The sequence below is a fragment of the Amycolatopsis minnesotensis genome (genome assembly GCF_039529815.1).
Lineage (GTDB): Bacteria > Actinomycetota > Actinomycetes > Mycobacteriales > Pseudonocardiaceae > Amycolatopsis > Amycolatopsis minnesotensis.
In genome coordinates this window covers 103,845-129,059 of record NZ_BAAANN010000022.1, presented here as the reverse complement: position 1 = coordinate 129,059, position 25,215 = coordinate 103,845, and the positions used below count along the sequence as shown (strand labels likewise).

At 65.4% G+C, this 25,215-nt stretch carries 17 protein-coding genes and 1 tRNA gene; 5 read left to right on the top strand and 13 right to left on the bottom strand.

Annotated elements, in window-relative coordinates; all coding sequences use genetic code 11:
• Window positions 1-18 precede the first annotated feature (18 nt).
• The 4 genes from ABD256_RS26350 to ABD256_RS26335 form a co-directional block, all read right to left on the bottom strand.
• On the bottom strand, window positions 19-1,344 hold the full coding sequence (locus tag ABD256_RS26350; protein ID WP_344424345.1) for a sensor histidine kinase: 1,326 nt from the start codon (window positions 1,342-1,344) through the stop codon (window positions 19-21).
• A 50-nt stretch (window positions 1,345-1,394) separates the two neighbouring features.
• Complete coding sequence (locus ABD256_RS26345; RefSeq protein ID WP_344424343.1) at window positions 1,395-2,087, bottom strand: response regulator transcription factor; 693 nt, start codon at window positions 2,085-2,087, stop codon at window positions 1,395-1,397.
• A 62-nt stretch (window positions 2,088-2,149) separates the two neighbouring features.
• Entirely contained in the window at window positions 2,150-2,764 is a 615-nt protein-coding gene (locus tag ABD256_RS26340; RefSeq protein ID WP_344424341.1) for a trimeric intracellular cation channel family protein, read from the bottom strand.
• A gap of 3 nt (window positions 2,765-2,767) precedes the next feature.
• Window positions 2,768-3,418, bottom strand: a complete 651-nt coding sequence (locus ABD256_RS26335; protein WP_344424338.1) for a response regulator — start codon at window positions 3,416-3,418, stop codon at window positions 2,768-2,770.
• 182 nt (window positions 3,419-3,600) lie between these two features.
• Between ABD256_RS26335 and ABD256_RS26330 the strand changes: the two genes are divergently transcribed.
• Window positions 3,601-3,673, top strand: a tRNA-Arg gene (locus ABD256_RS26330).
• A 1,005-nt stretch (window positions 3,674-4,678) separates the two neighbouring features.
• Here ABD256_RS26330 and ABD256_RS26325 read toward each other — a convergent pair.
• The 7 genes from ABD256_RS26325 to ABD256_RS26295 all read right to left on the bottom strand — a co-directional run bounded on the left by ABD256_RS26325 (window position 4,679) and on the right by ABD256_RS26295 (window position 19,024).
• Window positions 4,679-5,814, bottom strand: a protein-coding gene (locus ABD256_RS26325) for an IS3 family transposase (protein WP_344424335.1) whose coding sequence is annotated in 2 segments (ribosomal slippage) — window positions 4,679-5,562 and window positions 5,562-5,814 — 1,137 coding nt in all. Because the reading frame shifts where the segments join, the coding sequence is not laid out codon by codon here.
• Between the two features lie 73 nt (window positions 5,815-5,887).
• Entirely contained in the window at window positions 5,888-6,091 is a 204-nt protein-coding gene (locus ABD256_RS26320) for a transposase (protein ID WP_344424332.1), read from the bottom strand.
• Between the two features lie 474 nt (window positions 6,092-6,565).
• Window positions 6,566-8,653, bottom strand: a complete 2,088-nt coding sequence (locus ABD256_RS26315; RefSeq protein WP_344424329.1) for a hypothetical protein — start codon at window positions 8,651-8,653, stop codon at window positions 6,566-6,568.
• A 990-nt stretch (window positions 8,654-9,643) separates the two neighbouring features.
• Window positions 9,644-11,872 (bottom strand): hypothetical protein, encoded by a 2,229-nt coding sequence (locus ABD256_RS26310; protein ID WP_344424326.1) that lies wholly within the window; start codon window positions 11,870-11,872, stop codon window positions 9,644-9,646.
• Window positions 11,869-12,696 (bottom strand): hypothetical protein, encoded by an 828-nt coding sequence (locus ABD256_RS26305; protein WP_344424323.1) that lies wholly within the window; start codon window positions 12,694-12,696, stop codon window positions 11,869-11,871. The genes ABD256_RS26310 and ABD256_RS26305 overlap by 4 nt, the downstream gene beginning before the upstream one ends.
• Window positions 12,697-13,111: 415 nt before the next feature.
• On the bottom strand, window positions 13,112-18,337 hold the full coding sequence (locus tag ABD256_RS26300; protein ID WP_344424320.1) for an AAA domain-containing protein: 5,226 nt from the start codon (window positions 18,335-18,337) through the stop codon (window positions 13,112-13,114).
• 153 nt (window positions 18,338-18,490) lie between these two features.
• Window positions 18,491-19,024, bottom strand: coding sequence for a hypothetical protein (locus tag ABD256_RS26295; protein WP_344424317.1), 534 nt, complete (start codon window positions 19,022-19,024; stop codon window positions 18,491-18,493).
• A gap of 16 nt (window positions 19,025-19,040) precedes the next feature.
• Between ABD256_RS26295 and ABD256_RS26290 the strand changes: the two genes are divergently transcribed.
• The 4 genes from ABD256_RS26290 to ABD256_RS26275 all read left to right on the top strand — a co-directional run bounded on the left by ABD256_RS26290 (window position 19,041) and on the right by ABD256_RS26275 (window position 23,857).
• Window positions 19,041-20,507 (top strand): hypothetical protein, encoded by a 1,467-nt coding sequence (locus tag ABD256_RS26290; RefSeq protein ID WP_344424314.1) that lies wholly within the window; start codon window positions 19,041-19,043, stop codon window positions 20,505-20,507.
• A gap of 165 nt (window positions 20,508-20,672) precedes the next feature.
• On the top strand, window positions 20,673-21,725 hold the full coding sequence (locus ABD256_RS26285) for a hypothetical protein (protein WP_344424312.1): 1,053 nt from the start codon (window positions 20,673-20,675) through the stop codon (window positions 21,723-21,725).
• 74 nt (window positions 21,726-21,799) lie between these two features.
• A complete protein-coding gene (locus ABD256_RS26280; RefSeq protein WP_344424309.1) occupies window positions 21,800-22,573 on the top strand; it encodes a hypothetical protein in 774 nt (257 codons plus the stop codon).
• Between the two features lie 60 nt (window positions 22,574-22,633).
• Window positions 22,634-23,857, top strand: coding sequence for a plasmid pRiA4b ORF-3 family protein (locus tag ABD256_RS26275; RefSeq protein ID WP_344424306.1), 1,224 nt, complete (start codon window positions 22,634-22,636; stop codon window positions 23,855-23,857).
• Window positions 23,858-23,862: 5 nt separating this feature from the next.
• Here the strand turns inward: ABD256_RS26275 and ABD256_RS26270 are convergent, their stop codons facing one another.
• Together ABD256_RS26270 and ABD256_RS26265 are read right to left on the bottom strand one after the other, a co-directional pair.
• Window positions 23,863-24,246: a hypothetical protein gene (locus ABD256_RS26270; protein WP_344424303.1), complete on the bottom strand. Its 384-nt coding sequence runs from the start codon at window positions 24,244-24,246 to the stop codon at window positions 23,863-23,865.
• Complete coding sequence (locus ABD256_RS26265; RefSeq protein ID WP_344424300.1) at window positions 24,243-25,154, bottom strand: hypothetical protein; 912 nt, start codon at window positions 25,152-25,154, stop codon at window positions 24,243-24,245. Before ABD256_RS26265 ends, ABD256_RS26270 begins: the two co-directional genes overlap by 4 nt.
• Between the last annotated feature and the right edge of the window lie 61 nt (window positions 25,155-25,215).

Sequence of the window (25,215 nt, the reverse complement as noted above, 5' to 3'; positions counted from 1 at the left end):
CCGGTAGGTCACGGACGGTCAAGCGGCAGACCCCGGCAACCGGATCGTCATCAAAGCGCCACCTTCGGGCGTGTGCCCCGCGTACACCGTGCCGCCGTGCCGCTCGGCGGCGTGCTTCACGATGGCCAGCCCCAGGCCGGAGCCGGGCAGCGTCCGCGCCTCCGACGAGCGGTAGAAGCGGTCGAACACCTTCCCGAGATCCGCCTCGGCGATACCGGGCCCCGAATCCGCGACCTCGATCACCGCGGTGCCGTCACCGAGCGGATACATCCGCACCTTCACCAGCGATCCGTCCGGTGAGAACTTCACCGCGTTGTCGAGGAGGTTCAGCACCGCGCGTTCGAGTGCGCTGTTGTCGCCGGTGACCACCCACGGCCGCAGCGACACCTCGAAGTCGATCTCGCCCGCCCGGCGCCGCGCGCGGTCGAGCGCGCGCTCGACCACGTCGATCATTTCGACGCGTTCGAACTGCGTCCTCGGCTCGTCCTGGCGCGCCAGCTCGACGAGATCGCCGATCAGCTGCGTCAGCTCGTCGATCTGCGCCTTGATATCGCTCTCGATCTCCGTGCGGTCGCGTTCGGACAGCTTCGGCGCGCCCGCGCGGTCCGCGGACAGCAGCAGTTCGAGGTTCGTCCGCAACGAGGTCAGCGGCGTCCGCAGCTCGTGCCCGGCGTCGGCCACGAGCTGGCGCTGCCGCTCCTGCGAATCCGCGACCGCGCCGAGCATGGTGTTGAAGCTCTGCGTGAGCCGCGCCAGCTCGTCGTCACCGCTGATCGGGATCGGCCGCAGGTCACCGGTCCTGGTGACGCGTTCGGTCGCCGAGGTCAGCCGCTCGACCGGCCGCAGCCCGCCGCGCGCCACCACCATGCCGACCAGCCCGGCGACCACGATCCCGGCGCCGCCGATCAGGAACAGCACGACGGCGAGTTCCTTCAGCGTCTTCTTCGTCGGCGCAAGCGATTGCGCCAGCACCATCGCCTGCCCGTTCCCGGAGGACACCGCGACCACGCGCACGTCACCGCGGGAATCGGTGCGCAGCGTCGGGCCCTGCACAGCACCCGTGGCCACCTGCAGTTCGAGCGTCGTCACCGGCGGCGCCGCCCCCTCGTCCGGGGCGACCATCTGGCCGTTCGCCGACAGCACGCCGATCTGGAGGTCGCTGCTGCTGAGGAAGGCACCGGGGATGCGTTCGAGCCGCACCTGCACCGGCAGCGCGTGCGCCGCGGCGTCCGCGCGCACCTGGAGGTTCTCGTCGAGCTGCTGGTACAGGTTGTCGCTGACGGTCAGGTACGCCCCGAGCGACACGATCGCGACAACGCCCGCCACGCACACCGAAGCCAGCATGCTGACCCGAAATCGCAGCGAAAGCCGCTGCGTGGCGTTTACAGTGCTGTTTAAGGAGGCGTCTCCCTCAGCACGTAGCCCACTCCCCGAACCGTGTGGATCAGCCTCGGCTCGCCGTCGGCTTCGGTCTTTCGACGCAAATAGCCGACGTAGACCTCCAACGCGTTGCCCGAGGTCGGGAAGTCGTATCCCCATACCTCCTCCAAGATCCTCCCCCTGGTCAAAACGTGCTTCGGGTAGGAGAGGAACAGCTCCAGCAGCGCGAACTCGGTGCGCGTCAGGCTGATCTCCCGCTCCCCGCGGCGGACCTCGCGCGTACCAGGGTCGAGCGTGAGGTCGGCGAACGAAAGCGTCTCGGCCTGCTGGCCGGTCTGGGACTCCTGGCTCGCGCGGCGCAGCAGCGCGCGCAACCGCGCCAGCAGCTCTTCGAGCGCGAACGGCTTCGGCAGGTAGTCATCGGCACCGGCGTCGAGCCCGGACACCCGGTCGGAGACCGTGTCCCGCGCGGTGAGCACCAGGATCGGCAGGTCGTCGCCCGTGCTGCGCAACCGTCTCGCCACTTCGAGCCCGTCGAGGCGGGGCATCATCACGTCGAGCACCAGCGCGTCCGGGCGGTTGGCCACAATGGACTCCAGTGCCTGCGCGCCGTCGTTCGCCAGCTCCACCTGGTAGCCGTTGAACTCCAGCGAGCGGCGAAGGGACTCCCGGACCGCCCGGTCGTCGTCGACAACGAGAATGCGCATGGCCCCAGTCTTACCTGTCCTGCTGAGACTGACATAAGAACACGCTGATCGGGCGCCGTGGGTTATCCAGCCGTGTCATCTCTGGCCACGGGCGCGTTCCAGCGGCGCCACAGCGCGAGCACCCTGACCGCCACGACCGCCGTCGCCGCCACCACCGTCACCGGCCCCGGCGGCAGCTTGAGCGCGTGCCCCACACCCACCAGCACCGCCCCGGCGAGCGCCGCCACCGCGTAGATCTCCTTCCGCAGCACCAACGGGATCTCGCGCAGCAACAGGTCACGCACCGCACCGCCGCCGATACCCGTCGTCATCCCGATCAGGCAAGCCGCGTAGACCGGCGTACCCGCGGCGAGCGCCGTCGACGTCCCCGCGGTCGCGAACACCCCGAGCCCGATCGCGTCGGCCAGCAACACGCCCCGGCGAAGGCGCGCCACCTGCGGATGGAACGCGAACACCACCAGCGCCGTCGCCGCGCACACCGCGAGGTACGGCCAGGTGCGCAGCGTCGTCGGCGGGTGGATGCCGAGCAGCACGTCGCGGATGATCCCGCCGCCGAGCGCCGTCGTGAGCCCCACGACGACCACCCCGAACACGTCGAGCCTGCTGCGCACCGCCGCGAGCGCGCCGGATGCCGCGAAGGCCACGAGGCCGAGCACCTCCAGCGCGGTGAGCAGCACGGCTCAGTCGATCAGGCCGCCGCGGTAGGCGAGCAGCGCCGCCTGCACCCGGTTGGCCGCCCCGATCTTCGACAGCACCGCGGAGACGTACCCCTTCACGGTGGCCTCCGACAGGTGCAGGCGCCCGCCGATCTCCGCGTTGGACAGCCCCTGCCCGATGAGCCCGACCACCTCGCGCTCCCGCTCGGACAGCGACGCGAGCAGCTTCCGCGCCGGCTGAGCGGCCCGCTGCTCGTCGCGGTGCGACTGGACCATGCGCGCCGCCACGCCGGGATCGAGCACGGCACCCCCGCGAGAGAGGTCCCGCACCGCCCTGAGCAGCGCTTGCGGCTCCACGTCCTTCAGCAGGAACCCGTTGGCCCCGAGCCGCAGCGCCAGGCTCACGTACTCGTCGATGTCGAAGGTGGTCAGCATCGCCACCGTCGGCGGATCCGGCAGCGCCAAGATCGCCCGCAACGCCCTGATCCCGTCATCGGGCGCGCGCATCTTGATGTCGAGAAGTGCCACGTCAGGATGGGTGCGCCGGGCCAGTTCGACCGCCGATCTCCCGTCGGGCGCCTCGCCAACCACCTCGATGTCCGCCGCGCCCGCCATCATCGCGCGCAGTCCGGATCGGACCAGTTCCTCGTCATCGGCGAACATGAGCTTGATCAACGAAGCCCTCCGGCGGCCGGGTGGAGCGGGGTGTCCCGCGTCGCATTCCTGTGAAGGCTACCTAGAGGTAAACGCAGAGCAGACAGGTGACACCCGTCCGCCGACTCCCGGACTCACCCGAACGGGCTATACCAGGTCCGATCACCCACGCTCTGGGGTCGCCCGCTAAGCTGTGGCCGCCAGCCCTCGTAGCTCAGGGGATAGAGCACCGCTCTCCTAAAGCGGGTGTCGCAGGTTCGAATCCTGCCGGGGGCACAGGTAATGATCGACATGTGCCCTGATCTGCGGAAACGTTGCGTTTCCGCAGCCAGAGAGGTCGAGCCAGTGTGCGAATCTTACTCAGAGTCACGATCCTGGTTCGTGCGAGTCTGATCTTCGGCTCTGGCGCGGAAGTCACCGTCGTTGAGTAGTTCCCCAAGCCAAGCTGCCAGGACCGCGACTGCGTGGGCACGATCCTCTTCGGGCATGGGAACGATCTTCGGCTCAGTGACCGTGATCGGTCGTCTGCGATAGGCACGCCTGGCAAGTGCCGCTGATTTCTCGGTCACGACGTATTGCCTCTTTCCCTGCGGTGTACATCAAGAATGCGACCGTGGAGCAGCGACAGCGAGTTGATCTCCTCACCGAGATGAGCCTCGAACCACAAGACCACCAGGACATCACCCCCAGCCCGCTGGCGGCGCGGTGCGCGCTCAGCGGCAGAAGTGGATGTTCGATTGCGTACGCACCGGAGCGACACGACCGGCCAGCTGCGCCGCTCACGAGGGCGCCCCCTCGGGCGGTTGAACCCGCCGCCAGTGGGCGAGGTTTTTGCGGGTGATGAGGGTGTGCGGGTGGTCGGGGCCCAACTGTTGCATAGCTGTGGTGTGCAGCCGGTGCCAATAGTCCTTGGCCTCCGCAACCAATCCTGCGTTACCGAGGCTGCCCGCCGCACGGACCAATACTTCGTGCCCACCAGGCTTCCATAGGTGCGTGCCCGCAGTCTCAGCCAGAGTGTCGGTGTTGGCGCGCAGGAGTTGCCCAAGCGCGGCGTCACGCTCGATTTCCGGCCAAATGTGCAGAAGCGCATTGGCCGCCGCGCGCGCCGCCGCAGGGAGCCGCTGGGTGGGCAGGGCGTCACGGGTGGCGCGTTGCACTAACGCGTGCACTCGCACTGTCTGAGATGCCGGGGCCAGGGTGATCTGAGGTGCCGGAAGGATTTCGGACAGCGGGTTCGTTTGACTTCCTATGCCACCCTGCTCCGGTCAAGCCACTCGGATTCTACCTCACTGGGGTGCGATAGTCAATTCCAGAGTGGAGTCGGATCTGGTTGTACCGCAGTTCGATGTAGCTAATAACGTCGTTTCGGGCATGCTCGCGCGTTGGATACTCGGTACGGTTGACGCGTTCGTTCTTCAGGGTACCGTTGAATGATTCGGCACAAGCGTTGTCGTAGCACACTCCAGTGCGGACGACAGAACGTCGTGCACCCAGTTCCTCGGCGACGGCAGCGAATTCAATCGAGAGATACTGTGACCCGCGATCACTGTGGAAAATTGTCACGGCATGGCGAAATGGAAGATTACGGGCCGCCATGCGTAGTGCGTCGGAAACCAATTCCGCGCGCATATGCTCGGCCATGGCGTAACCGATGACTTTTTTCGAGTAGCAGTCAAGCACGGTCGCCAGATAGAGCCATCCCTCCCAGGTGCGGATATAGGTGATGTCGCCGACGAGCTTGGTCGCCGTCGCGTCCGCGGTGAAGTCACGGCGCAGCAGGTCTGACAGGCCTCCGGCGTCCGCGGCGATCGTCGTCACCGGCCGCCACGGACGCGGCTGACATGGAACAAGGCCCAGGTCGCGCATGATCCCGCGGACAGTCTCCGGATCGACCCTGGTGCCGCGCCGCACCAGCCAGGCGTGCACACGCCGATACCCGTAGGTTCCGTCGGAGTACTCGAAGGCGAAGCGCACCTCCGCCCGCAGAACTTCCCGACGCCGCGCCGCCATGGACGCTTTCCGGTTCTTCCAGTCGTAGTAGCCGGATCGAGACACACTCAACCATCCGCACATGTCGGCGACACCGTGATTGCCTTCCTCATCGGCGATGAGTTCATATCGGGCGATCACTGATACCTCGCCGCGAAGAAGGCACTCGCTTTTCCCAGGAACTCCATCTGCTCCCGGAGCTTGCGGTTCTCCTTCTCCAAGTCGTGCAGCCGCTTCCGCTCATCAGAGGTCAACTCCGTTGACTCCGCCCGAACCGCACGGTACACCTTGACCCAATTCCGCACAGCCTGTCCGGTGACCCCGCAATCACGTGCAACGTCAGCCACCGGCCGCGACTTCTCCACCACCTCGCGAGCAGCAGCCTCCCGAAACTCCGGGGTGAGCCCGCGTGTCTTCTTCTGTGCCACCAACACTCCGTTCAGTCACCCAAGTCTACTTTGGATCACTGTCCGAAATCTTTGGGGCACCTCACTTGTCGGTTCACAAACCATTCGTCGAGTACTTCCGACGGTGGCCGGTAACCCAAGCCAGAATGCAGACGTCGGCAATCACCCAGTTGCGTACTGTCTCCGCGACCAGGCCGAAATCACGCGCGGCCTCGGCATAGGTGCGCCCGCCTTCCCGCACCGCCTTGACCACTTCGGCCCGCAACTCTGGTGAATACCTAGCCGACTTCTTCGCCACCAACTGTTCCCTCCGAACTCTCCGTCACCCTACTTGGGGACGTGTCCGGAACCTTCGGGGCACCTCAGCTGGAGTACTAGGCCCGCGGCGACGCTTATGTGCCACGGCGCCTGTTCTTGCAGCGGCGACGCCATGCGCGCCACCCACTCCCCGCTGCTGCTGCCGAGGTGAGGCCGCCGACCATGACTGCCGCTACGTGCAACTGCAGCAGAAGCCATAGAAGCAAGGCCAAGACCGCTCCCGTTGCGATGGCGCCGAAGATCAACCACCGCAGCAACCGCAGACAATTGTCTGTGCGCTGCCGGTCGTCAAGGACGTAGCCGATCAACCCATGCGGATGCGCGTCGTTCGAAGAATCGTATCCGGCAACTGCCACATGCACCGACGCGCCGTCGTCGGCGCATGGGAACGACTTCTCCCTCAGCGAGCTGTCCTCAGCGGGGGCCGCCCGTGTGCTCCGGGTGGGCACGCTCATCACGAACGGGCGTTCTGTGTGGGGCCGCCGTCGGTGGGACGTTGGCGATTCACGACGGTGTACACCTGATGCCAGTACATCAAGAGGTCTAGGGCTTCCTTGAGAGGCTCACGACTGCCTTCTGGGTCAGCCCAGCCTCGGTCCTCGACGTAGGGTAGGCCCGAGGATTCATCGTCGGAGTGCCCTTTCATGGATTCCACTACGGAGCTCACGTCGGTGACGAGCTTGCTCAATGTTTCGGAGTCGTGGGCGACCTGCGCCGCGGCCGAGCGGTCCGCGATCATCGGTTTGCTTTGCAGCGCGAGCGTGCGCAGCGCGAAATCGTCCAGTTGTTCGTTCTGTCCCGGTTCGTCTTCGGTGTCTTCGGCAGTCGTGTCCGCTGCAAGACGTCGAATGGGCAGGCCCCGGCGACCGTCGAAGATGGCCTGCGCTAGCTGCTGAAGTCCTGACTGAGTGGATGCCAGCTTCTGCAGTACCTGTCCTGGTTCGACTCCCTGTCCGGCTTCGGCGCCATGGCTGCTGCGTCGCAAGAGCGGCTTCTTACCCACAGGACTGCAGACGAGGTGGTACGCCGCACGCGCGGCGATCTGCCGGGTCGCGGGCCCGGGAGTGGGCTTGAGCCCCGTAGATCTCTGTTGGGCCTCGAACTCAAGTTCAAGCATTGCCTCGTCAAGGAGGATCTCGACAGGTCGCATGTCGACTTCCAGGTCACGCAAGGCGGTCCACCGCAATACGCGCTCCATGGACGAACGCACACCGCTGTCGCTCCCGCCCCCTTGCAGCGAGTGACAGATAACGTGCGCGGCCACCTGTGAGCGTGCATTGGTCCGCACGACTCCAGTCACCCCGCGGGTCCGAAGGGCCTTCCCGATTTGCCGGTCCAGCCTTGTGTCTGGGCTGTGCAACAACGAAGCCATCGCGATCACCGCGATGTCGTCGCCGTGACACTCGCTGTTCGCGACGGCGTCCGCCGGGGCGTCCAGCCATCGCTTTACGTCGGCACTGGGAATTTCTGGTGGGTGGACGAAGAGGTTCTTCTCTTCACACCAGGCTAGGACGGCTTCGGCACGGGTCTGCCAGTCGGTCACGGTGCTGAACGCGGTGGGACGGTCGAGGTGCTGCAGGGACACGACTCGGCGACGGATCTCGTCCAATGGGGTACTGCCGGCTACTGACACGATCATGCGAGTACGCGGCATTACCGCACGCCGCAGCCTCAGTTCCTCGGCCTCACTGATGGGGTTGTCGGAGAGGACCTTCCCCGCGATCGCCAGCAAGGCATTGCGTCTCATCTGCAGCGGGTGTCTCGCCAACTCCCGGCTGTCGGTCGGCACAGTCCGCAGCCATTCCAGGACGTCCGCCGCCGTGATGCCCTCGGCTTCCTGGATAAAGTACGTCCGCCCGTAGCAGTCCGCGGTTTCCCACCCGGCTACGCCCGGAGCGGTGTGTGAGAACTTCAAACTCGCTGGAAACAAGATGCCACCCTGCCGAATGCCACGATTGCGGATGTCGGCCCCGTAGTCGTTCGTCTCCCGAACCTCGTTGTCGGTCTTCGCCAACTCGGAGAAGTAGCAGTCCATCGCGTCGCTGGTGTTGTCGAATCCTTCGAGAACGAACAGCAGCGTCTTGTTGTCAGGAGTTGAGGTGTAGGGCGGAAGATCGAAGTCTCCCTCGTAGCGACGTCCACCCATTCGGAGGTTCTCCGGCGCGCGCACGAGCCCGGCGGTGAGGACGTCGAGATCGAGCACGCTGGCGATCACCTCTGGCGCGATCACCTCCTGACGCAGCCGCTTGAGCTGTGCAATTACCTCTTGCGGGTCTGCGACGATCAAAGCTGTGGTGGCAGCCACCTGCGGCTCCATCCCACAGGCGATGCCGAGGTCGCGGATCGTTTCGCACTGACGGTAGGTCAATCGCGCGATCTGCTGTGCGCGGACGCGCAATTCCGCATCCGCGCCTGACTCGTCAGCCGGTACGGAAGCTGACACCAAGGCACGAGCGGAGGCGGACTGGCCGACGTCGTCGTTCAGCGCAAACAGGGTGTCCGGCTCTTGGAACCGGGGATTGGTCTTGGAGCGCTGCTCCATGGGCTCTCCTTGAAATGCCCGCGAGGGCGTGCGCGGACGTCGGCACGCCACGACGTGCGCGATCAACACGAGGAACGCCCAAGCCCTAGAGGCATGGCCTCAGCATCACTACCTGGACGAACCAAGATCTGCTTGGCACTGACAGGTAGAGCGCACCGCGTACATCCGCAACGTTCGGCAGGTCAGAGAATCCCTGACTGGTCTCGTCCGTAAGTGAGGATTGGTCACCTGCGGGCGCGTCGGGTGTTCGTCGGCGAGCTATCGCCAAGCGGGAGCGTAACACCAGCCGACTCCGATATCGCGACGACATGTTGTGAGCCGTCTACGGGGCCAAGTTCGCCCCAGTGCTTGATTGGATCACCCCGAGTTTATTGAATGCCGGCTGTCCCGGCCGGTCTGCCTACGGTGTCATGAGCTCCTATTGCATGCCAGGCAAAAAGGCGCCTACGAGAAGGGCGAGGGCGGCCGGTTCCGGTGACGTTGAGTTCGTCCCAGTCCCGAAGATCCTGGATATCTCGGGCCTTGCCGTCATCAACGACCGGCTCGCCGCAGCGGACTGCGCGGAGGACGCCCGCCATGTCGACCAGCGGACGGCCGCGATCGGCGCAGGACGTTGTCTTTGAGTCGCCGTTGCCGACCGACAAGTTCGATATCGCGCTGACCACGACACCGCGATCGACCGCGCATTGTGGGACTGTCCGTCTGTCTCGGCGGGGTGAAGCGGGTACACGTTCAGCCAACACTGGTGAACGGGCGTGGCGGGATGGTATGCGCATCTCGAACATGCTCGTGTTGCCTATGGGCGGGCCGAGTCTGGTGGCTGGGGTCGTCGCGGTCGCGCTTGCGATTCGGGCCCTGACGCGGGTCAGCTAAGAGGTCTCCTAGCCACACGAACCCGCCGTTGACCAACCCCCTCTCCGCCGCTCGAAACCTCCCCTGTCAGACTCGGACGGCCGCGTTTCTGGCTCCTCCAGCCCGTGGTGACCGGCCTCAGACCAGGCTGCCCTGCTCCTTCTTCATGATGCCATTGCTGACCGCCCTGAGGAGCACGTCGGCCGCGCCTCCGTCGTCGTCGTTCACGTACACGTGCACCTCGTTGTGCGCGCGGCTCAACGCCAGGTACAGCAACGACAACAGCCGGGTGCGTTCGTTAGTCTTGGTCCTGGTGGCCTCCATGTCCGGGACCCCCACGACCAGGACCTTGTCGAACTGGAGTCCTGCGAGGTACTCGGCGGGGCCGACGATCAGGCCGCGGGTGCGGTACCCGATGCCTTCGATGTCGGTCTTGCCCGAGATCGTCGACACGTTGTACTTCCCCGACTTGGCAATCCTGGCCGCGAGCTCGCTGAACCTGTGCCACTGCCGGGTGTCCACGACAGCTATGGCGATCCGGCCGCTCGAGTAGAGCCGTTGCACTGTCCTGGCGAGGTCGGCGTCTTCTCCGCCTTGTGACGCGGCTACGCTCAGCACGGGCAGCGGACCCGGTTTCTGTACGGATTCCACCGAGGCGAAGTCGATCTGCCACTCATTCCCGAGCTCCAACGTCGGGAACTCGTGGTGGACGTGTTTGATCAGCTCCAGGATCTGGGGCGTGAACCTGTGCACCGTGGTCAGTTCGAGGTTGGTGACGTCGCCGATCCTGTCGTCGAACGCGACCGTGGAGGACCGCGTGCCCTCGGCCGCCACGCCGATGAACGCCTCGGAGGGCGACTGGCGCGGATCGACGGCCATGAACACCCTCGGATAGTTGCTCACATCACGCGAGAGGTAGTGGAGCACCTGACGTTCCAACGGGCTGAACAGATGGAATTCGTCCACGAAGATCAAGTCGTAGCCCTGCGTCCTGCGCGTGCGATTCCACGCGTTGGTTTCGAGGTGGTTCAACAGGTCCGCCAGCACCTGGTCCGAGGTGATCATCGAACGGGCGTCCAAGTTTTGGTGGTACTTCGTGTACAGGGCAAAGACGACCCGCAGGTCGTCCCGGGTCGGCAACGGCAGCATCCACGACGCCCTGGACAGCTGGAAGTACCGGGAATCGGCACCGGCGCCGGGGTAGATCGCGGACGCGCCGATGACGGACCCGAACTCGAGCAGGAGGTCCCAAGCCAGTGCCTTGCGGTCGGCCTCGTCTGGGGAGTCGAGCCGCGCGCGCAACTCTTCGCTGACCCGTCCGCGGTAGGTGATCCAGTCACCTGCGACGAAGTCCTCCAGCACGGCGAGGATCTCGCTGAGCTGCGTCTGCTTGCCACTGAAACTGTCGTCGGCGGCGAGGCTGTAGCCCGACTTGTCGTTGACGTAGTAGGGCGAGATCAGCTTCGCGATCTCCAGGAGCGGGAAGATGTCGACCTCCGGGTAAGGCCCTTTCCCCATGGAGTCGAGGGAGTCTGAGATCTCGGTCGCCAAGGACCAGCTGTGGGTTACCACCAGGACGCGCAGCTCGATGCCCTCATCCCTGGCGTTGACCAGCTCCCGGGTTGCTTTGAGCGTCAGCGCCAGGGTCTTGCCGGAACCAGCCGGCCCGCGCAGGCGAATGGACTTTGACGTCGGCACTTCGACAAAGGAGCGTTGGTCGTCGGTGATCGCCTTCATCCACTGTTCGTACGACCAGCCCTTCGCCGCCGAAGGGTCCAGGTGATCGAGCTGGATCTCGACGTCGGCGGCCTGTGCCGCCCGTGATGCCAGCGCGACTCGCTCGGCACAGGCCGCGACGGCCCCCTCCCAGTCTTTGCTCCACCCGACCGGCAGGGCGGGTTTGACGGACTCGAAGTGCGCCAGAGTGGCCTTCCGGTCCGACGTCGTCATCCCCCACAGGACGATGTCCGGCGGCTCTCCCGGCAGCAGCTCCGCGATCCAGCGCTTCCCCTCGGTGTCACCGCTGGGTACGACGAAGAACGCGATCAGGTTGTTGTGCTTGTACTGGCGCCAGCCGCGCGGCAACGTCAACGGCCCGCTTGCACGGGCGCGCTCGGCGAAGGACGCGACCCGGTTGAGCACCTCTCCACTCAGACCGGCCGGGTGTTCGGGAATGAACCGGTCCTTGGAGTCCGACTCCCGGACCAGTATGATGCGCTGCTCATCAGGCTTGTCCTTCACGTGTAGGAGGACGTCGACGGCCTCTCCGGCGTGCTCGAGCAGCAGCAGGGAGGCGGGGATGGCATCGCGAGCCAGGCCCGCAGCCAGCTCACCGAGTGCGTTGACGGTCGTGACGAGCGGTTTCACAGGTAGTTTTCTCCCATAAACTCGGAATGCAGGGCGCGCATCTCCTCGTAGGCAGGAGGTAGACCGATGGACATGAACACGAGCGCGAACTGCTGGACGAGCGCGTGGGTGTACCGGTCCCGGAGGCGCGCGATACGCCGGTAACTCGTGGCGGTCCTACTCGGCCCGATGGCGATGTCACTCTCCTCGATCTGTTCGAGGTGGCGCAGGTAGGCGAAGTAGCCGAAGGTGTTCTCGGGTGCGATCGAGGACAGGAACAGCGCATCGCCGGGTGGACTCGAGTACGGCGACCTGAGCGCGTCCAGAACCTTATTCACGATGGTCTGGCGTTTCGGGGCGTTGGGCGCGGTTGCTTGCGATTCGATCAAGGCATCGATCGCTTCGTCCAGCGAGAGCGTTTCGTTGCTGACCAAGCGGATGGACTCCAGCGCCGCCTTGGTAGCGCCCGCAGCTTTCCCGTCGAGACCGAGCGCGGAGATGATCTCTGCGGGTTCCGCCTCGCAGGGCCAGAGCTTGAGCCGTTCGTCGGAGATATTCGGTGCTTCCGGAGGGAGGACCTTGCGGAGCTCGGCCACGAATTTCGACTGGGCTCGCTCCCGCAGCACGGGGACCTTCATCTCCAGCAGGTACTCCGGTGCGGTGAGCAACGGAACGCACGTAACCCGGCCCCGGTGTTTACCGCGGGCTAGATCGCAGTCGGCCGTGAGCACCAGCAGATGGCGTTCCCAGAACGACGCTCCGGGGGCGGTCGCTTCCAGGACGTCGCCCTGTCTGAGCGGCTCGGTGATGCTGGTTTCCTGGTACTCCGGAAACAGGCCCGTCAACTGATTCCCTCCAGCGGCCGGAGATGTTCGCCGTCATTTCTGGGCGATCAACCAGTCAACGAGTCTACTGCAGCAATCCTGCGTGTTGTCAGGCGAACGACAACTCGCGGAGAGCGCGCGACACGCGGGAGAGCGACGCGCGGAGCCACCCTCCGACCCCGCACCGCTGTACGGTTAAGCTGTGTGGACCGGCAACCGGCGCATCGGCCCGCTGCCCACGGACGACGCTGTCAACGTCGTGTCATCGACAGACCACGCATTGCTGCGGGCCGTGGACACGACCCTCCGCTACAGATCACCGAGCCCGCCGATATCCCTCGCGTCGAACCTTGGCATGCGCAGGCATTACAGATACCGGTATGCCGCTGACCTGCAGGTTTAGGTTTCGTATACTGGCTTGTTGGGTGCACACGAGTCAGCCATCCAGTTCGGTGTCCACGGTCTGTGCCCGTTGGCTCCCGTCGGTTTGCGTCCGACGCGCGAGTGCGAGCACGGACGCGAGGTGTTCGCGTACCTGTTTCGTGAGGCGGACGAGTCCCAGGTGATCGAGCGTCGCTCGGAAAATGCGGTCGTCATCGGCCCAGCCATCCTCGTCCGCGGCGATCGCCATGACCGCGGCCAGCTCGTCCGGTGGCATCTGATCCAACTGCCGCGGGCCAAGGTCGCGCACTCGTACCAGGGGTTGATCGGGCGTGCGGTAGGTACGCCATTTGACGCCTCCACGCTCCTCAGTGGAAACCAGCGCGCCTCGGCGGACAGCCGAGCTGATGGCCGAATTGAGGGTCTTGGCTATCTGCGGGCCAACCCGTGAACCCCCGGCGGCCTTGACATAGGCGCTGTGCAGCCGGGATCCGACCATGGGGCCCTCGACCAGGACGATCTGTTCGAGCCCGGCGACCAGCTGTGCGCGCGTCGCCTCGTGCACCGGCTCTACCGAGCCAGAGAATTCCACGTACGGGGCGAACGAACCCGCCAATGCCACGGGGTGGGGTACGACCTCGTCATCGGATTCCTCAGTGAGCCGCACCTGCTCGGCGGGCTCGTGCACTTCAAGCCGTTCCGCCGCGGCCGCATTTCCGGCAGGCCGGCCGAGTGGCTCCGAATCCGACTCGGTCGCGGTTTCGATCGTCAACTCGGATGGCTCTGTTTCCGGTGTGACTTCGGCGTGTTGACCGGATGGATGGATTTCCAGCTCGCGAAGCATGTCCCAGAGACCGGCCAGTGCCTCCGCACGATCGACATCGAATGCCGAACCGGGGATGCGGAAGAACTGCCACCCACAACGTTCCAGCTCGCGCTGCCTAGCGAGATCCCCTTCGTAGACTTCAGGACCGTGCCAAGCATCACCGTCACATTCGACGGCGAGCCTGGTGTTTCCTCCCATAACGACGAGATCGATCCGGTAGCCCGCTGCGTCGTATTGCGGGAACACGTTGTACCCGCGGTCCACGATCCGGTTGTAGACGCGCTGCTCGAAGAGCGAGTCGAACGGATCGACCAGCTCGTCCTCCGGCACGATGTCATTGCCGCACTCATTCGATGCCGACCCGCGATTGATGACCCCATAGCAGTAGTCGAGCAACGCGAACCGCATGTCCTCCTTGTTGTGCAACTGTTTCACGTCGACCGAGTGGAACACCCAGACCTGGTCCTTGGCCCGCGACACGGCCACGTTGAAACGCTGCACGTACTGTTCGTGCGTGAGGGGCATCATTCGCTCACCCTCGACTGGTGCGGCGACCATGGACAGGAACATGACGTCGCGTTCCGAACCCTGGAAGTCGGCGGCGTCACCGCAGCGCAGGTCTCGGGCTTTCCACTCCCTACCGGGGATGCGGTTCAACAGCTGATCCTGCACTTGTTTGGCTTGCGCAGGACCGAGCAACGAGATGACACCGAAGGACTTGCCGTCATAGGCTGGATCGGCGATACACTTTTCGACCTGCTCGACGATCGCCTCGACTTCGACCGGGTTCACCTTGTTCGTTCGCCCGCGCACATAACCATCGGCCAGATGCACGGCCCGTATGGGTTCGAGCCGATCGGTACCGTACTGGCGCACGGGCACGAGCCGGATCCCCTCGGGCTCATACGCAATTCGATTGGAGAACCCGATGATCTCGGGAACGCAGCGACGGTGTTCGGTGAGAGTGATCGGCTTGCCGTAGCGCTTCTTGGCTTCGTCGAAGAGGCTTTGTGTGGGCTCCTGCCAAGTGCTTCGGTAAGGGTCGTGGGCGAGGTACTGCCTTGCCAGATCGCGCAGCGGCTGCAGTTCGAGGCCGACCGCGGCTGGCGAGACCTGTTTGTCGTCTCCGATGACCACGATCTTCTTTGCCAGGTACTGCAGGAAGCTGGCTTCGGTGCCCGCTTGAGATGCCTCATCGACAACGACGACATCGAACATGTCGGGCTCGATCCGCAACTGATCGGCGATCCGGTAGATCGGCATGATCCAAGCTGGCACCGACGGCCTGCAGCGATCCATGGCGTTGCGAACTTCGGCCTTGCGGTCCGTGGCGTACTTACCGGTGAGCTTGCCTGCCCGCTTGACCAGTTGAGCGTAGTGGGTGAGGTCTGCGCGAGCTGTGTTGGTGATCCGCGCGGGGGACGCCGCATGATCCCAGGCTCGCAGCGCCGCGATCTTCTCGATCTGCGCCCTGATCTTGTCCTCAGCGCGAGCGACCCCGTCTTGCATGGCGTTGACATCGCCGGCTTCCTGCTCTCGAACCCAGGTCATCGTCGAAGCCCAGGTCCAAGCCTGCTCGAACCGACTGAGCCGCTGCGTCCACACCACATCGCCGGGAGCTTCGGAGATCGCTCGAGCGAGGGCGGGTGCCTGTTCCGCGAGCCGTGTGGCGAGCAGCTCACGACGTGCTGCCATGCCGCGTACGTCCGCTAGCCGGGTCAGTCGCTGGTATGCGACGGCATAGCTGTCGTAGTCGCGGCCGTGCACAGCGGCGTGCAGCTGCCGCACGGTGGACGCGGCCTGCGCCCACCGTGCGGCCGCATCGACGATGTCGGTGAGCTGAAGCAGCGGTTGGACCGCGGCCGTCCAAGCGTCCTGCGCCGCAGCCGCGTCAACCAGCTTGGCGTAGGCACGCACGGCGTGCGGGTCGTGCCAAGCCGGTGCTGGCAGCCCGGCCCGAGCCATAGCGCGTTCTTCGGAGTCCAGCCTGCCACCGAGATTCAAGACCCTGCGCAGCTGTCCCAGCTCGGTCAGGTGCCACTGCAACCGTTCGTGCAGCGTGTCCTCCGCCGGTACCGCCACGTTGTCCGGCCACGCTCGGTCCAAAGCGGCCAATGTCCGTGTCGCATCGCCCCAGGCGAGAACGATCTCCAGCTTGTCCGCCGTAACCGGCGGCAACCCATCGACTCGTACCTGCTCGAAGAGTGGCTGCGCCTGCTTGAGCACCTTGGGCGCGAAGGCGCCTAACTTGGGAGTCCCGTCCGAGGTGGTCTTGATCTGTCCGCCAGCACCGATGTACCTGCGCACCTCACCGGCGAGCGCGAGCAGACGACCGGTCTCGTTCTCCGGCATGGTCACCTCGGTCAACGCGCCGAACTTCTCGACCGCCGGCTGACAGTGCGCGATGATCTCGTCGATTTTGCCGGCACGGTTCTGCCAGACCCCTGCTCGCCCAGAGCGCACGTCGGCGAGCGCATCTTTCATCCATTGTTCAGGACGCCCCGCAAGCGCGTTCGCCTCATCGGCGATGTCGCCAAGGCGGTGACGCAGCTGATCGCGCATGTCCGGATTCAATCGCGCCACAGCACCGAAGGCGGCGTGCGTTTTCAGTTGCTCGTATTCCTTGTTTCGCTCTGCCGCCTGGTATTCGGCGTCGCCCAGCCGCGCAAAGGTTTCCGGCGGCGGTACGGCATCCCGTTCCAACAGCCGCATCCGTGACTCGGGTTCATCCGCGATCAACTCATCGTCGAGAAGGAGACCGCGCCAGTCACCGATCTCAGCGTTCGCCAGTGGGGGCTGTTCGCCCGGGCCTACGGTGGCGTAGTCGAGCAACCATTCGTAAAGCGACGTCTCAGTACCGAGCCTCCGCGCGATCCCGGCAAGGGTTCCGGAGTAGCCAGCATGCTCATGTTCCACGATTTCGTGCTCGCGTGCGGCGATAAGGTGGTTGTACAACCCGGCGCGTTCCCGGCGTAGCCGATCAATGGCATCCAGGCAGTTCTGGATATCGCGGTCGTTTCGCGCGCCATCGTGTTCCGCCGTGGCGGCCGCGATCTGCTGCACTGCGATCTTGAGATCGGCCATGTCTTCTCGAGACGTTCCGACAACGGCAACCGAGAGCGGCTTGATGGCCTCAGGCAGCTTGTCACGAACTTCTCTCAAGGCTCGGTCGGTCTGCGCGGTGACCAGCACTCGCTTGCCCTGCGCCAAGAGGTGCGAGATCAGCGCGGCGGCCGTGTGAGTCTTCCCAGTGCCGGGTGGGCCCTGCACCAAGACTTGCGCCTGCGCGTCGACCCGCTTGATGACTTCCAACTGCTTGTCGTTGACCGGCATCGGCAGGAACAGGTCGTCATCGACGGCGACCACGGCGCCCGCATCGGTGGCGGGCTGCGTCTCCCGGACCTCGTCCGGGTCGATCAGCGGCAATATCCCGTCCGGGACTTCCCCTGTTTCGGTGAGCTGCTCGACGATGGTCCGGAAGATCTCGACAAGGCCGCGCTCGGTTCGCTTGCGCAGGATGATCGCCGGGGCGAACGCACCCACGGCGTTCGTCGCCGGGGCCGGCGCGTCGTCCTGGTCGCGGTATTCGCCCTCAGCGTCCAAGCTGTGCACGAGCCTGCGCGCCAGCCCACCGATTTCCGCACGATTCAAAGGGTGTGTGTCGAGATACCGGGCGTCCGCTTCGACGTTGGCTACGTTCTCCGGGTTGTTCACCAACCGCGGCTCGAGCATGTCCCGCTCCACTCTGAAGGCAACGGGAGATTCGGTTCGGTGTACAGACAGCTGGGCGGTGCTGTCGTCGAACGTTACCGCGACCGGGCAGGTCAGCAGATGCCGTTTCACCACACGATGGTCAGCGGGAGCCCAGGAAAGACACCCCATGGCCACGACGAGTTCGAAGGCTTCCGGGTTACTCGTAGCCTGGACGTAAGTCTCGAAAAGCGTTTGATAGTACTCGCGCGCCGGTCGATTCTTCAGTTCCTGTTCCGCCCATGTCCGCCAAAGCGCGAGCCAGCGTTCGTAGCGGTGGCGAATTTCTGGTCGCTCTTCGATGGTGATCTTGCGAAGTGGCTGTCCCTTGTCACCGACTTCCTCGCCCCGCCGTGGCTGCGCGTCTCCGTTCTCTTCGACAGCAACAAGGATCTCCGAACGCAGTCGCGGGGCCTGCTCCGGGTTGTCCACCTCGTCGTGTAACCACGCCGCGAGCTCATCATCCAGCTCCGGCGGGTCGCCCCGCGGGACCCGATTGACGACCAACAACGGCTCGTCCGGCTGTGGTGCCGACTTGTCGTGCGCGGTCTGCACCGCGTCGTGGTCGGGGCAGTCCGCGAGCCACAGCACAATGCCATCGTTCTGGTACGAGTCGACGGTGCTCGGTGGCGTGGTTTTCAGTTCCTGAGCACGCTTGAGGAACTCGAACAAGTTTCGCGCACGCTCCACCAGCGACTCGGTCATTCGCCCCACCATTGGTTCAGGCCCTCAGCCGAATGGGTGAACTGGGACGGACCCACGTGACCCCTCCTCGTGCCTTCGCGCCGTCCACCATCTCACGCTGGCGCCGGTCACATAGCGCATCGCCACTAGCCAACTCAGCGTAACCAACTGTTATCAAGTTGTGAACACCCGCCGATGGGATGGCAAGCCCGCCGCCCCTCGCGCATGCTGCGGGGTGCGGAAGCCCATTCCCCAATCGTGGTGAACGTCTGCAGTGACCTGGGCGCGCTCCCGAACCGTAAGGACCGCGAAGGACCGATGCGCACCTACTTCGAGCTCGAAGACGCCGAGGCGTTCGAAGCGGCCAAAGACCTGCTGATCCGGCGCTGTGCCGTCTGGGCCGACGACCACGCGGTCGATCGGTTCGCGCTGGACGCGGCGCTGGATTTCCGGCACCAGAGTGTCGACGGGCGGCTGAGCTACTGGACGGCCGGCCTGGTCGAGGAATTCCTGCTCTCGCACGCGCCACGGACGCTGTCGGCCACCGCGCAGGACGCGGCCGACGTGCCGGAAACCCTGCGGCTGCTCCTCCGTTACCTGCACGCGGCCGGATTGGCCGATCCCTCCGCTCGCCGACCTCGGCGCGGCCGTCACAAACGCCGCCGCCGAGTTCCCCGCGGCGATGTCCGACGAACGCAACTTCGGCATAACCAAGTTCTGGGTGATGACCGCGATCCGTCACGGTGTCGATCCCCACGACGGTTCCGCGATGGGCAGGTTCCTCGACGAAGCCCGAGCCGGTCGGATCGAGTACGACGACGCGGTTCTAGACCACATCGCCGCGCGGGACGCCCACGGGGACAGCGGCCTGTCCGAACGCGCGGTCGTCCAGTTGCCAGTGTCGCTTCCAGCGGAGACGGAACTCGCGACGGTGGCCGAGCACGCCCCGGCCGTTGTCCAGCTGAGGGCGCTGGTCGACTGGGTCGGTGACGGCAGGGCGTTGACCGCGACCGGGAACCTCAAGCTCGCCGACGCCCGCGAGCTGGTGACGCTGCTGGGCACCAGCGACATAATCGACCCGCTAATCGGCGACCGCGTGTTCCGCACCAAGAGCAGTACCGAACTGCCTGGCCTCAGCCACCTTGTCGAGCTGGCCAAGGAGATCCGCCTCATCCGGGTGGTCAAGAACAGGCTGGTGCGAGTAGCGAAGGCCGCACCGCTGCTGCGCGACGGCCTGGCACTGTGGACGACCGGGTTCGATGCCCTGCCCGCTCTGGACATCCTGATAGGACCGGCCTTGTGGGTGGCCGAGCACACCCGGATGCTCGACAGCATTCTCGACGACGTGCTGCCCGACATCCTCAACACCGTCTATGGGCTGCCCGAGCCGATACCGGTGATCCGGCTGACCGAAAGCGTCTGGATGGCCTGCACCGAAGCGTTCGGTCTCGACGACCTCGATCCCGCGGACGCGACGCGCTGGCGCAAGGGCGTCGGCGCGGACCTGTGGCGGCTGCTGAGCGTGCTGGCCGAATTCGGCGCAGTCGAGCTGACGGTCGGCCAGCCCGATCCGATGTACCTGGTCGATCTAGACCCCACCTGGGAGCTGGAGCCCGGCGAACCCGCGTCGTTGCCGCCGGAGGCCATGGAGCGGTTACGGGCGGCGCTGGACCCCGGCGTCGGCCCGGTGGATCTGGTCTCGCTCACGCCCTTGACCACCCGGGCGGTGCGCGCCCGCCTGCTCCGTGAGGGACGCTACGCACCGATGGTCGGCGAGTTGTCCGAAGCCGAGGCCGCCCCGCTGCTGGGCATGATCACCGAGCACTACAGCCCGGAGACGGCTGAGGCGGAGATCGCCGGGTGGCTGGCCGCTCACGGCGGCCGGGAACGTGGACTGCGCCAATTGCTGGACGGGGTGCGGAGCTGCCCGTTCCGCACACGCGCCGCAGCGATGCTCGATGTGTTGGCGCAGAACGTACCTGACCAGTCGACGTTCTTGCAGGGGCTACGCGCGGACGAGCCGCTGGGCCCGATCGCCACGCAGATGCTCGTCCAGGAAGGCGAGATCACCCCGGATGAGCTCGGCCCAGAGGAAGGGCTGCGCGCGATGACCGAGCAGTTCATCCACCTACTGGAACTAGGCGGCGCCGATGCTGTGACCGGTGCGCTCGCCGAATTGCCAGCTGGGTGAGGCGCGCGACATGGTGTCGGCACTGCTGCTCTCCGAGCATCCCGACCAAACCGGCCTGGATGAACTACGCGACCTGGTCCAAGCGCGTCGCCCCGGTCGCGCCAGCGCACATCCTCTGGCCGGCGTGTCCCGGCCCAGCCGCCCGGCCCGCAAACGTCGCCGCCGATGAACCGGATGAACCGCGAGGAGTTCTTCGCCAAGCTGACCGGCCTCGACGAGGAACGTCTGAAGAAAGCACTGTGGAACCTGTACTGGCGGGGCAACGCCACCGTGCGCGAGCGAATCGAGACCGAACTCGAACCCGACACACCCAAACGGACCGCTAAGCCAACCGTGACCCCGGACGCCGTGCTGGCAGAGGTGCGCGAGTTCGTGCCGCTGGCCAAGTCGGGCGCGTACCTCGGCGGCGACCGGCGGGTCAGCCCGAAGGAACGAACCCGGTGGCGGTTCACCTTCCAGCGCCTGGTGAGCGGCGCGCAGACAGCGCTGGCCGCCGAGGATCCAGACCCCGGGATCGCCGCGATGGAACTGCTCATCGACCTCGCCTGCGAAACCCGCGACTACGACCACTTCAGGTCGGAGGAGCCGCTGGAGGCAGCCCGCTTCGTCGTGTCGGACGCGCTGGAGCGCCTGTGGGACCGCCTGCGCCAGGCCCATGGCTTCGACCGGTTCGCCGAATCGGCCGCGGCCCACCTGGTCCGCTGGGAGTCCCAATACGGCTGGACACGTGGCGGCTGGAGCTCGATCGCGCAGAAGGAAACCAGCCTCGCCAGCATCCTCGCCCGCAAACTCGAAGCCCCCGACATGTGGATCACCGTCACCGACCACTATCTCGACGCGCTCGATCAGTCCACCGGAACGCAGGATTTCGAACGCGATCGGCGAACACGAAACCTCGCGGAATGGCACGAGCTGTTGCTGGACCGACTGCCCGACTACGACGCCGATGACCGGCTGGACAGGATCGCCGAGCACCATGCACTCGGCGGCCCAGAGCTGAAGTTCTTCCGAGCGCAACTGGCGCAGCAACGGGGCGATCTCGGTCGCGCCCGCGAACTCGTCAGCGAGTGCCTCGCCAAGCTCCCCGGCCACCGCGAGTTCCAGGCGTTCGCCCTCGAAATCGACGCTCCGCTCCCGAAACACGCCCGACAAATGATCGAGTCGGATCGTCGTGCGAACGCCCTGATAGCCGCCACGACAACCCGTTCTGGCCAGTGACAGAGAACGGCTGATCAGCACCCTTGGTTGATGAGCCGCAGGAAGCGATGAGCAAGTGCGGCACCGATGTGAGAATGACGAGCATGTGGTCACCTGGTGAGGAGTCACTGGCCGATGTGCCGGATGCGGAAGCGCTGTGTCGGCTGCTGGTGACGTCGATCAGCGCGCGCCAGCTGACACCGTCCGTCGCGGTCGACACCTTCCGGCGCCTGCACGACGTGGGGCAGCCGGGACGAGTCGACTCGGCGCTGTTGCTGTGCACGGACCACCGGTGGAAACGCACCAGCGGCCGCGTGCTGGCCGACATCGTGGCCACGGGGATCCTCGACGACGCCGAGCAGGATGAGCTCGCCGAGGAACTGCTGTCGTACAAGGCGCGGTACACGCATCCGGCCGAGTGGTTCAACGGCGTCGTCATCGAGCTCGATCTCGGCGCACCACAAGAGCCGCAGCGGACCGATCCGAGCGAACAGGTGACCAGTGAACGCGAGGTGTGGCCGCCACTACGGTCTTGGGCAGCCGAGCGCGTCCTCGTCCGGAACCGGGCCACACCCAAGGACGTGCTGACGCGTGCACGCGGCCTGCCGGCCCGGGATGGCGCGGCGATAGTTGCCGGAGCGGTACACGCCGCGGACGAACTGGATGCGGAGAATGCACGCTTGGTGGTCGACTTCGCGCTGCAGCACAACCAGAACGGGCCACGCAAGGCGGCGTTGGAGCAGCTGATCGCCTGGGGCGAGATCGATCGCGCACAGGCATTGGCCGCGAGCGATCGCGATGCCTCCATCCGTGTGTGGGGCGAGAATCTCCGCACGGAGGCCCCCACCCAAAGCAGCCTGTTCGACTGACGACCCGCTTGGTGTTCGGGGCCTACATCTAGACTGCCCTGCACGATCGGAAGGTGTGGTATGGATCTTGCCGCGAAGTCGGAACTGGTCGAGCAGGTGCGTGCGTTCGTCGACTGGGTGGGCGCGGGCCGCAAGCTCACCCAGACCGGGCGCATCACTATGACTGACGCCCGGGTGCTGGTGCCGTTGCTGGGCACCGGCGACGTGATCGACCCGGCGATCGGCGATCGCGTGTACCGGACCGGTTCGAGCCAGGATCTGCTCCACCTGACGCTTATCGTGGAGTGGGCCAAAGCGGCAAGCCTCGTCCGCAAGACGGGTCAACGGCTGGTGCCGGTGAAGAAGAACGCCGCACTACTCAATGACATGCCGAAACTGTGGCTCGCGCTGTTCACGGTTTTCGAGCAGGCGGGCGACGCGCTTTTGCACTCCGGCTTCGGCGAATCGCTGCTGCGTCAGGAGTTCGCAACCGGTATCCGCGCGGTACTGATCTCGTTGTACCGCGCTGACAGCGCTGTCACCACGGCGAGCTTGTGCACGACGGTCTGGACTGTCACGGCCGCACCATACGACTTGGACCAAGCCACCGAATTCCAGCTCCAGCACCTGCGCGGCGTCAATGATCGCGACACCAAGCGAGCGTTTGAGGCTCTGCGCCAGTTGGGCGCCGTGACAATCGAGAACGACGCGGTAAAATTGACCGAACTCGGCCAATTCGGTATACGCCGCATCCTTGGCGAGCCGGAACCCGGCGATCCCGTCTACCAGGTGAAGATCACCCTGATAGGGCTGGAAGTGTGGCGGCGAGTGCTCGTTCCGGCGAACATTCGGCTCGACCGCCTGCACAGGGTCATCCAGAACACGATGGGCTGGGAGAACGCCCACCTGCATGCCTTCAGCGACGGCCAAACCCACTACGGCGTTCCCGATCCCGAACTGCAGCACCACGACGAACGCGCGACGAATTTGAACGACCTGGTGAAACCGGGCGGCCGCCTCCTTTACACCTACGACTTCGGTGACAGCTGGGACCACGAAATCCGCATCGAGGAAGCGACCGTCGCCGAGTCCGACGTGCATTACCCCCGATGCGTCGAGGGCAAGGGCGCCTGCCCACCGGAAGATTCCGGTGGTTTGCCAGGTTATGAGCAACTGGTCCAGATCCTCACCGATCCCGGCCACGAAGAACACCAGGACATGCTCGACTGGCTAGGCCTCGACAGCCGCGACCAGTTCGACCCGGCGCACTTCGACCTCGGCGAGGTCAACCGACAGCTCACGTAGCTTGCTCACTTCGTGGTCTGGCTGGGTTTGGGCGGCAGCCAGTGGGTGCTGTACGCACGTTCTATTTCCGGCTTACCCGACTTGGAAAACCGGAGTTTCCGACGATCTTTGGTCCAGCTGACATAAACCGTTTCGCTAGGTCGAAGGCCCGCGCTCACAGCCCACTTCCGGAAGACCCGCATCGCCGTACTGATCTTCCCCAGGCTGGCGACCGTCACCTGCTCCAAGTACGGCACCCGGCCGCGCCGCCAATCCTCGGCCTTGTCGGGTTGAAGCCATCCGGTGGCGAGCAACGCGTCGATCGCCGTTGCGTAGCCGTTCTTGTCGACTGCCGCACTGCCAGCGGTGGCGATCTTATGCCACAACTTCGCTTCGTTCTGGGGATTCATCGCGACGCCGTGCCCAGCAGGGCCTCGAACTCGGCTACTCCCTCGGCGCCCAGAACATCGGCATATTCGTCGGGCACGTCCAGAAATAGCTCCACATCAGCATTCCCAACCAACCGCGCCAAGCGCGCGGCCAACTCGAACGGCTCCGGGTCGTGTACCTGGCACAGCCCCAGATGAACCTCGACCAGCGCGGCCCCGATCTCCTGCGGTTCGGTCTCGTAAATCTCCCACGCGTCGCTCAGGTAGCCCGACAACGTGGCCCACACGGCGATCGCCTCCTCCACCACGACCAGCGACTCGTCGGTGGGCGGTCGCACGGCGAGCAACCGCAACTCGGTCACCATCGTTTCGCCAGCCTCGACGAGATCGTTCAGTTGCCACTGGCGGGTGTTCAGCACCTCGGCCGCCGCCACGATCACCCGTCGGGCGGTACCGATCTCAACCTGTCCCGGCGCCGCCAGCCGACCAGCACGAGCCAGCAACAAGGCCGCGAAGTGCCGATCCGCCACAGCGTGCCGAGCAACCAGCCCGATCGACGCGCCGGGCGCAAGCTCCGCGGCGATGTCAGCGAAGCGCTGCTCCTCAGGATCGACATCCTGCACGCAGGCCGAGATCGACGAGAAGGTGAACTCGCTCTCCAACGCCTTCAGCGCGACCGCGACCGCGTGCTCACACACGTCATCCGGCACCTCATCGACGCAATCACACTCGCCGGTCAGTACGCCGTTGACCACCCCGACCCACACCTCGAAGAGCCCGCCATCAGGATCGTCGATGACCGCGCCCGCACCGCCGTCCTCGACGTCAAGGTCCCGAATCCGCCCCCGCGCAAGACACTCCCGCCCTAACTCGGACAGGTCCTGCCCCACGGACGCCAACAACGTCTCAGCATCAAGTCGCATCGCCACGCGGACATCCAACCGTAATCCGCTCCGTCTGTCTTCACTCCAGGGTCTGGAGGCCTATGAG

Excerpts from the sequence above, each read along its gene's own strand:
- ABD256_RS26275 (WP_344424306.1), top strand. The coding sequence starts at position 22,634 with ATGGATCTTGCCGCGAAGTCGGAACTGGTCGAGCAGGTGCGTGCGTTC.
- ABD256_RS26285 (WP_344424312.1), top strand. The coding sequence starts at position 20,673 with ATGAACCGGATGAACCGCGAGGAGTTCTTCGCCAAGCTGACCGGCCTC.
- ABD256_RS26345 (WP_344424343.1), bottom strand. The coding sequence starts at position 2,087 with ATGCGCATTCTCGTTGTCGACGACGACCGGGCGGTCCGGGAGTCCCTT.
- ABD256_RS26300 (WP_344424320.1), bottom strand. The coding sequence starts at position 18,337 with ATGACCGAGTCGCTGGTGGAGCGTGCGCGAAACTTGTTCGAGTTCCTC.
- ABD256_RS26280 (WP_344424309.1), top strand. The coding sequence starts at position 21,800 with ATGACGAGCATGTGGTCACCTGGTGAGGAGTCACTGGCCGATGTGCCG.
- ABD256_RS26290 (WP_344424314.1), top strand. The coding sequence starts at position 19,041 with ATGACCGCGATCCGTCACGGTGTCGATCCCCACGACGGTTCCGCGATG.
- ABD256_RS26350 (WP_344424345.1), bottom strand. The coding sequence starts at position 1,344 with ATGCTGGCTTCGGTGTGCGTGGCGGGCGTTGTCGCGATCGTGTCGCTC.
- ABD256_RS26295 (WP_344424317.1), bottom strand. The coding sequence starts at position 19,024 with ATGCCGAAGTTGCGTTCGTCGGACATCGCCGCGGGGAACTCGGCGGCG.
- ABD256_RS26270 (WP_344424303.1), bottom strand. The coding sequence starts at position 24,246 with ATGAATCCCCAGAACGAAGCGAAGTTGTGGCATAAGATCGCCACCGCT.
- ABD256_RS26315 (WP_344424329.1), bottom strand. The coding sequence starts at position 8,653 with ATGGAGCAGCGCTCCAAGACCAATCCCCGGTTCCAAGAGCCGGACACC.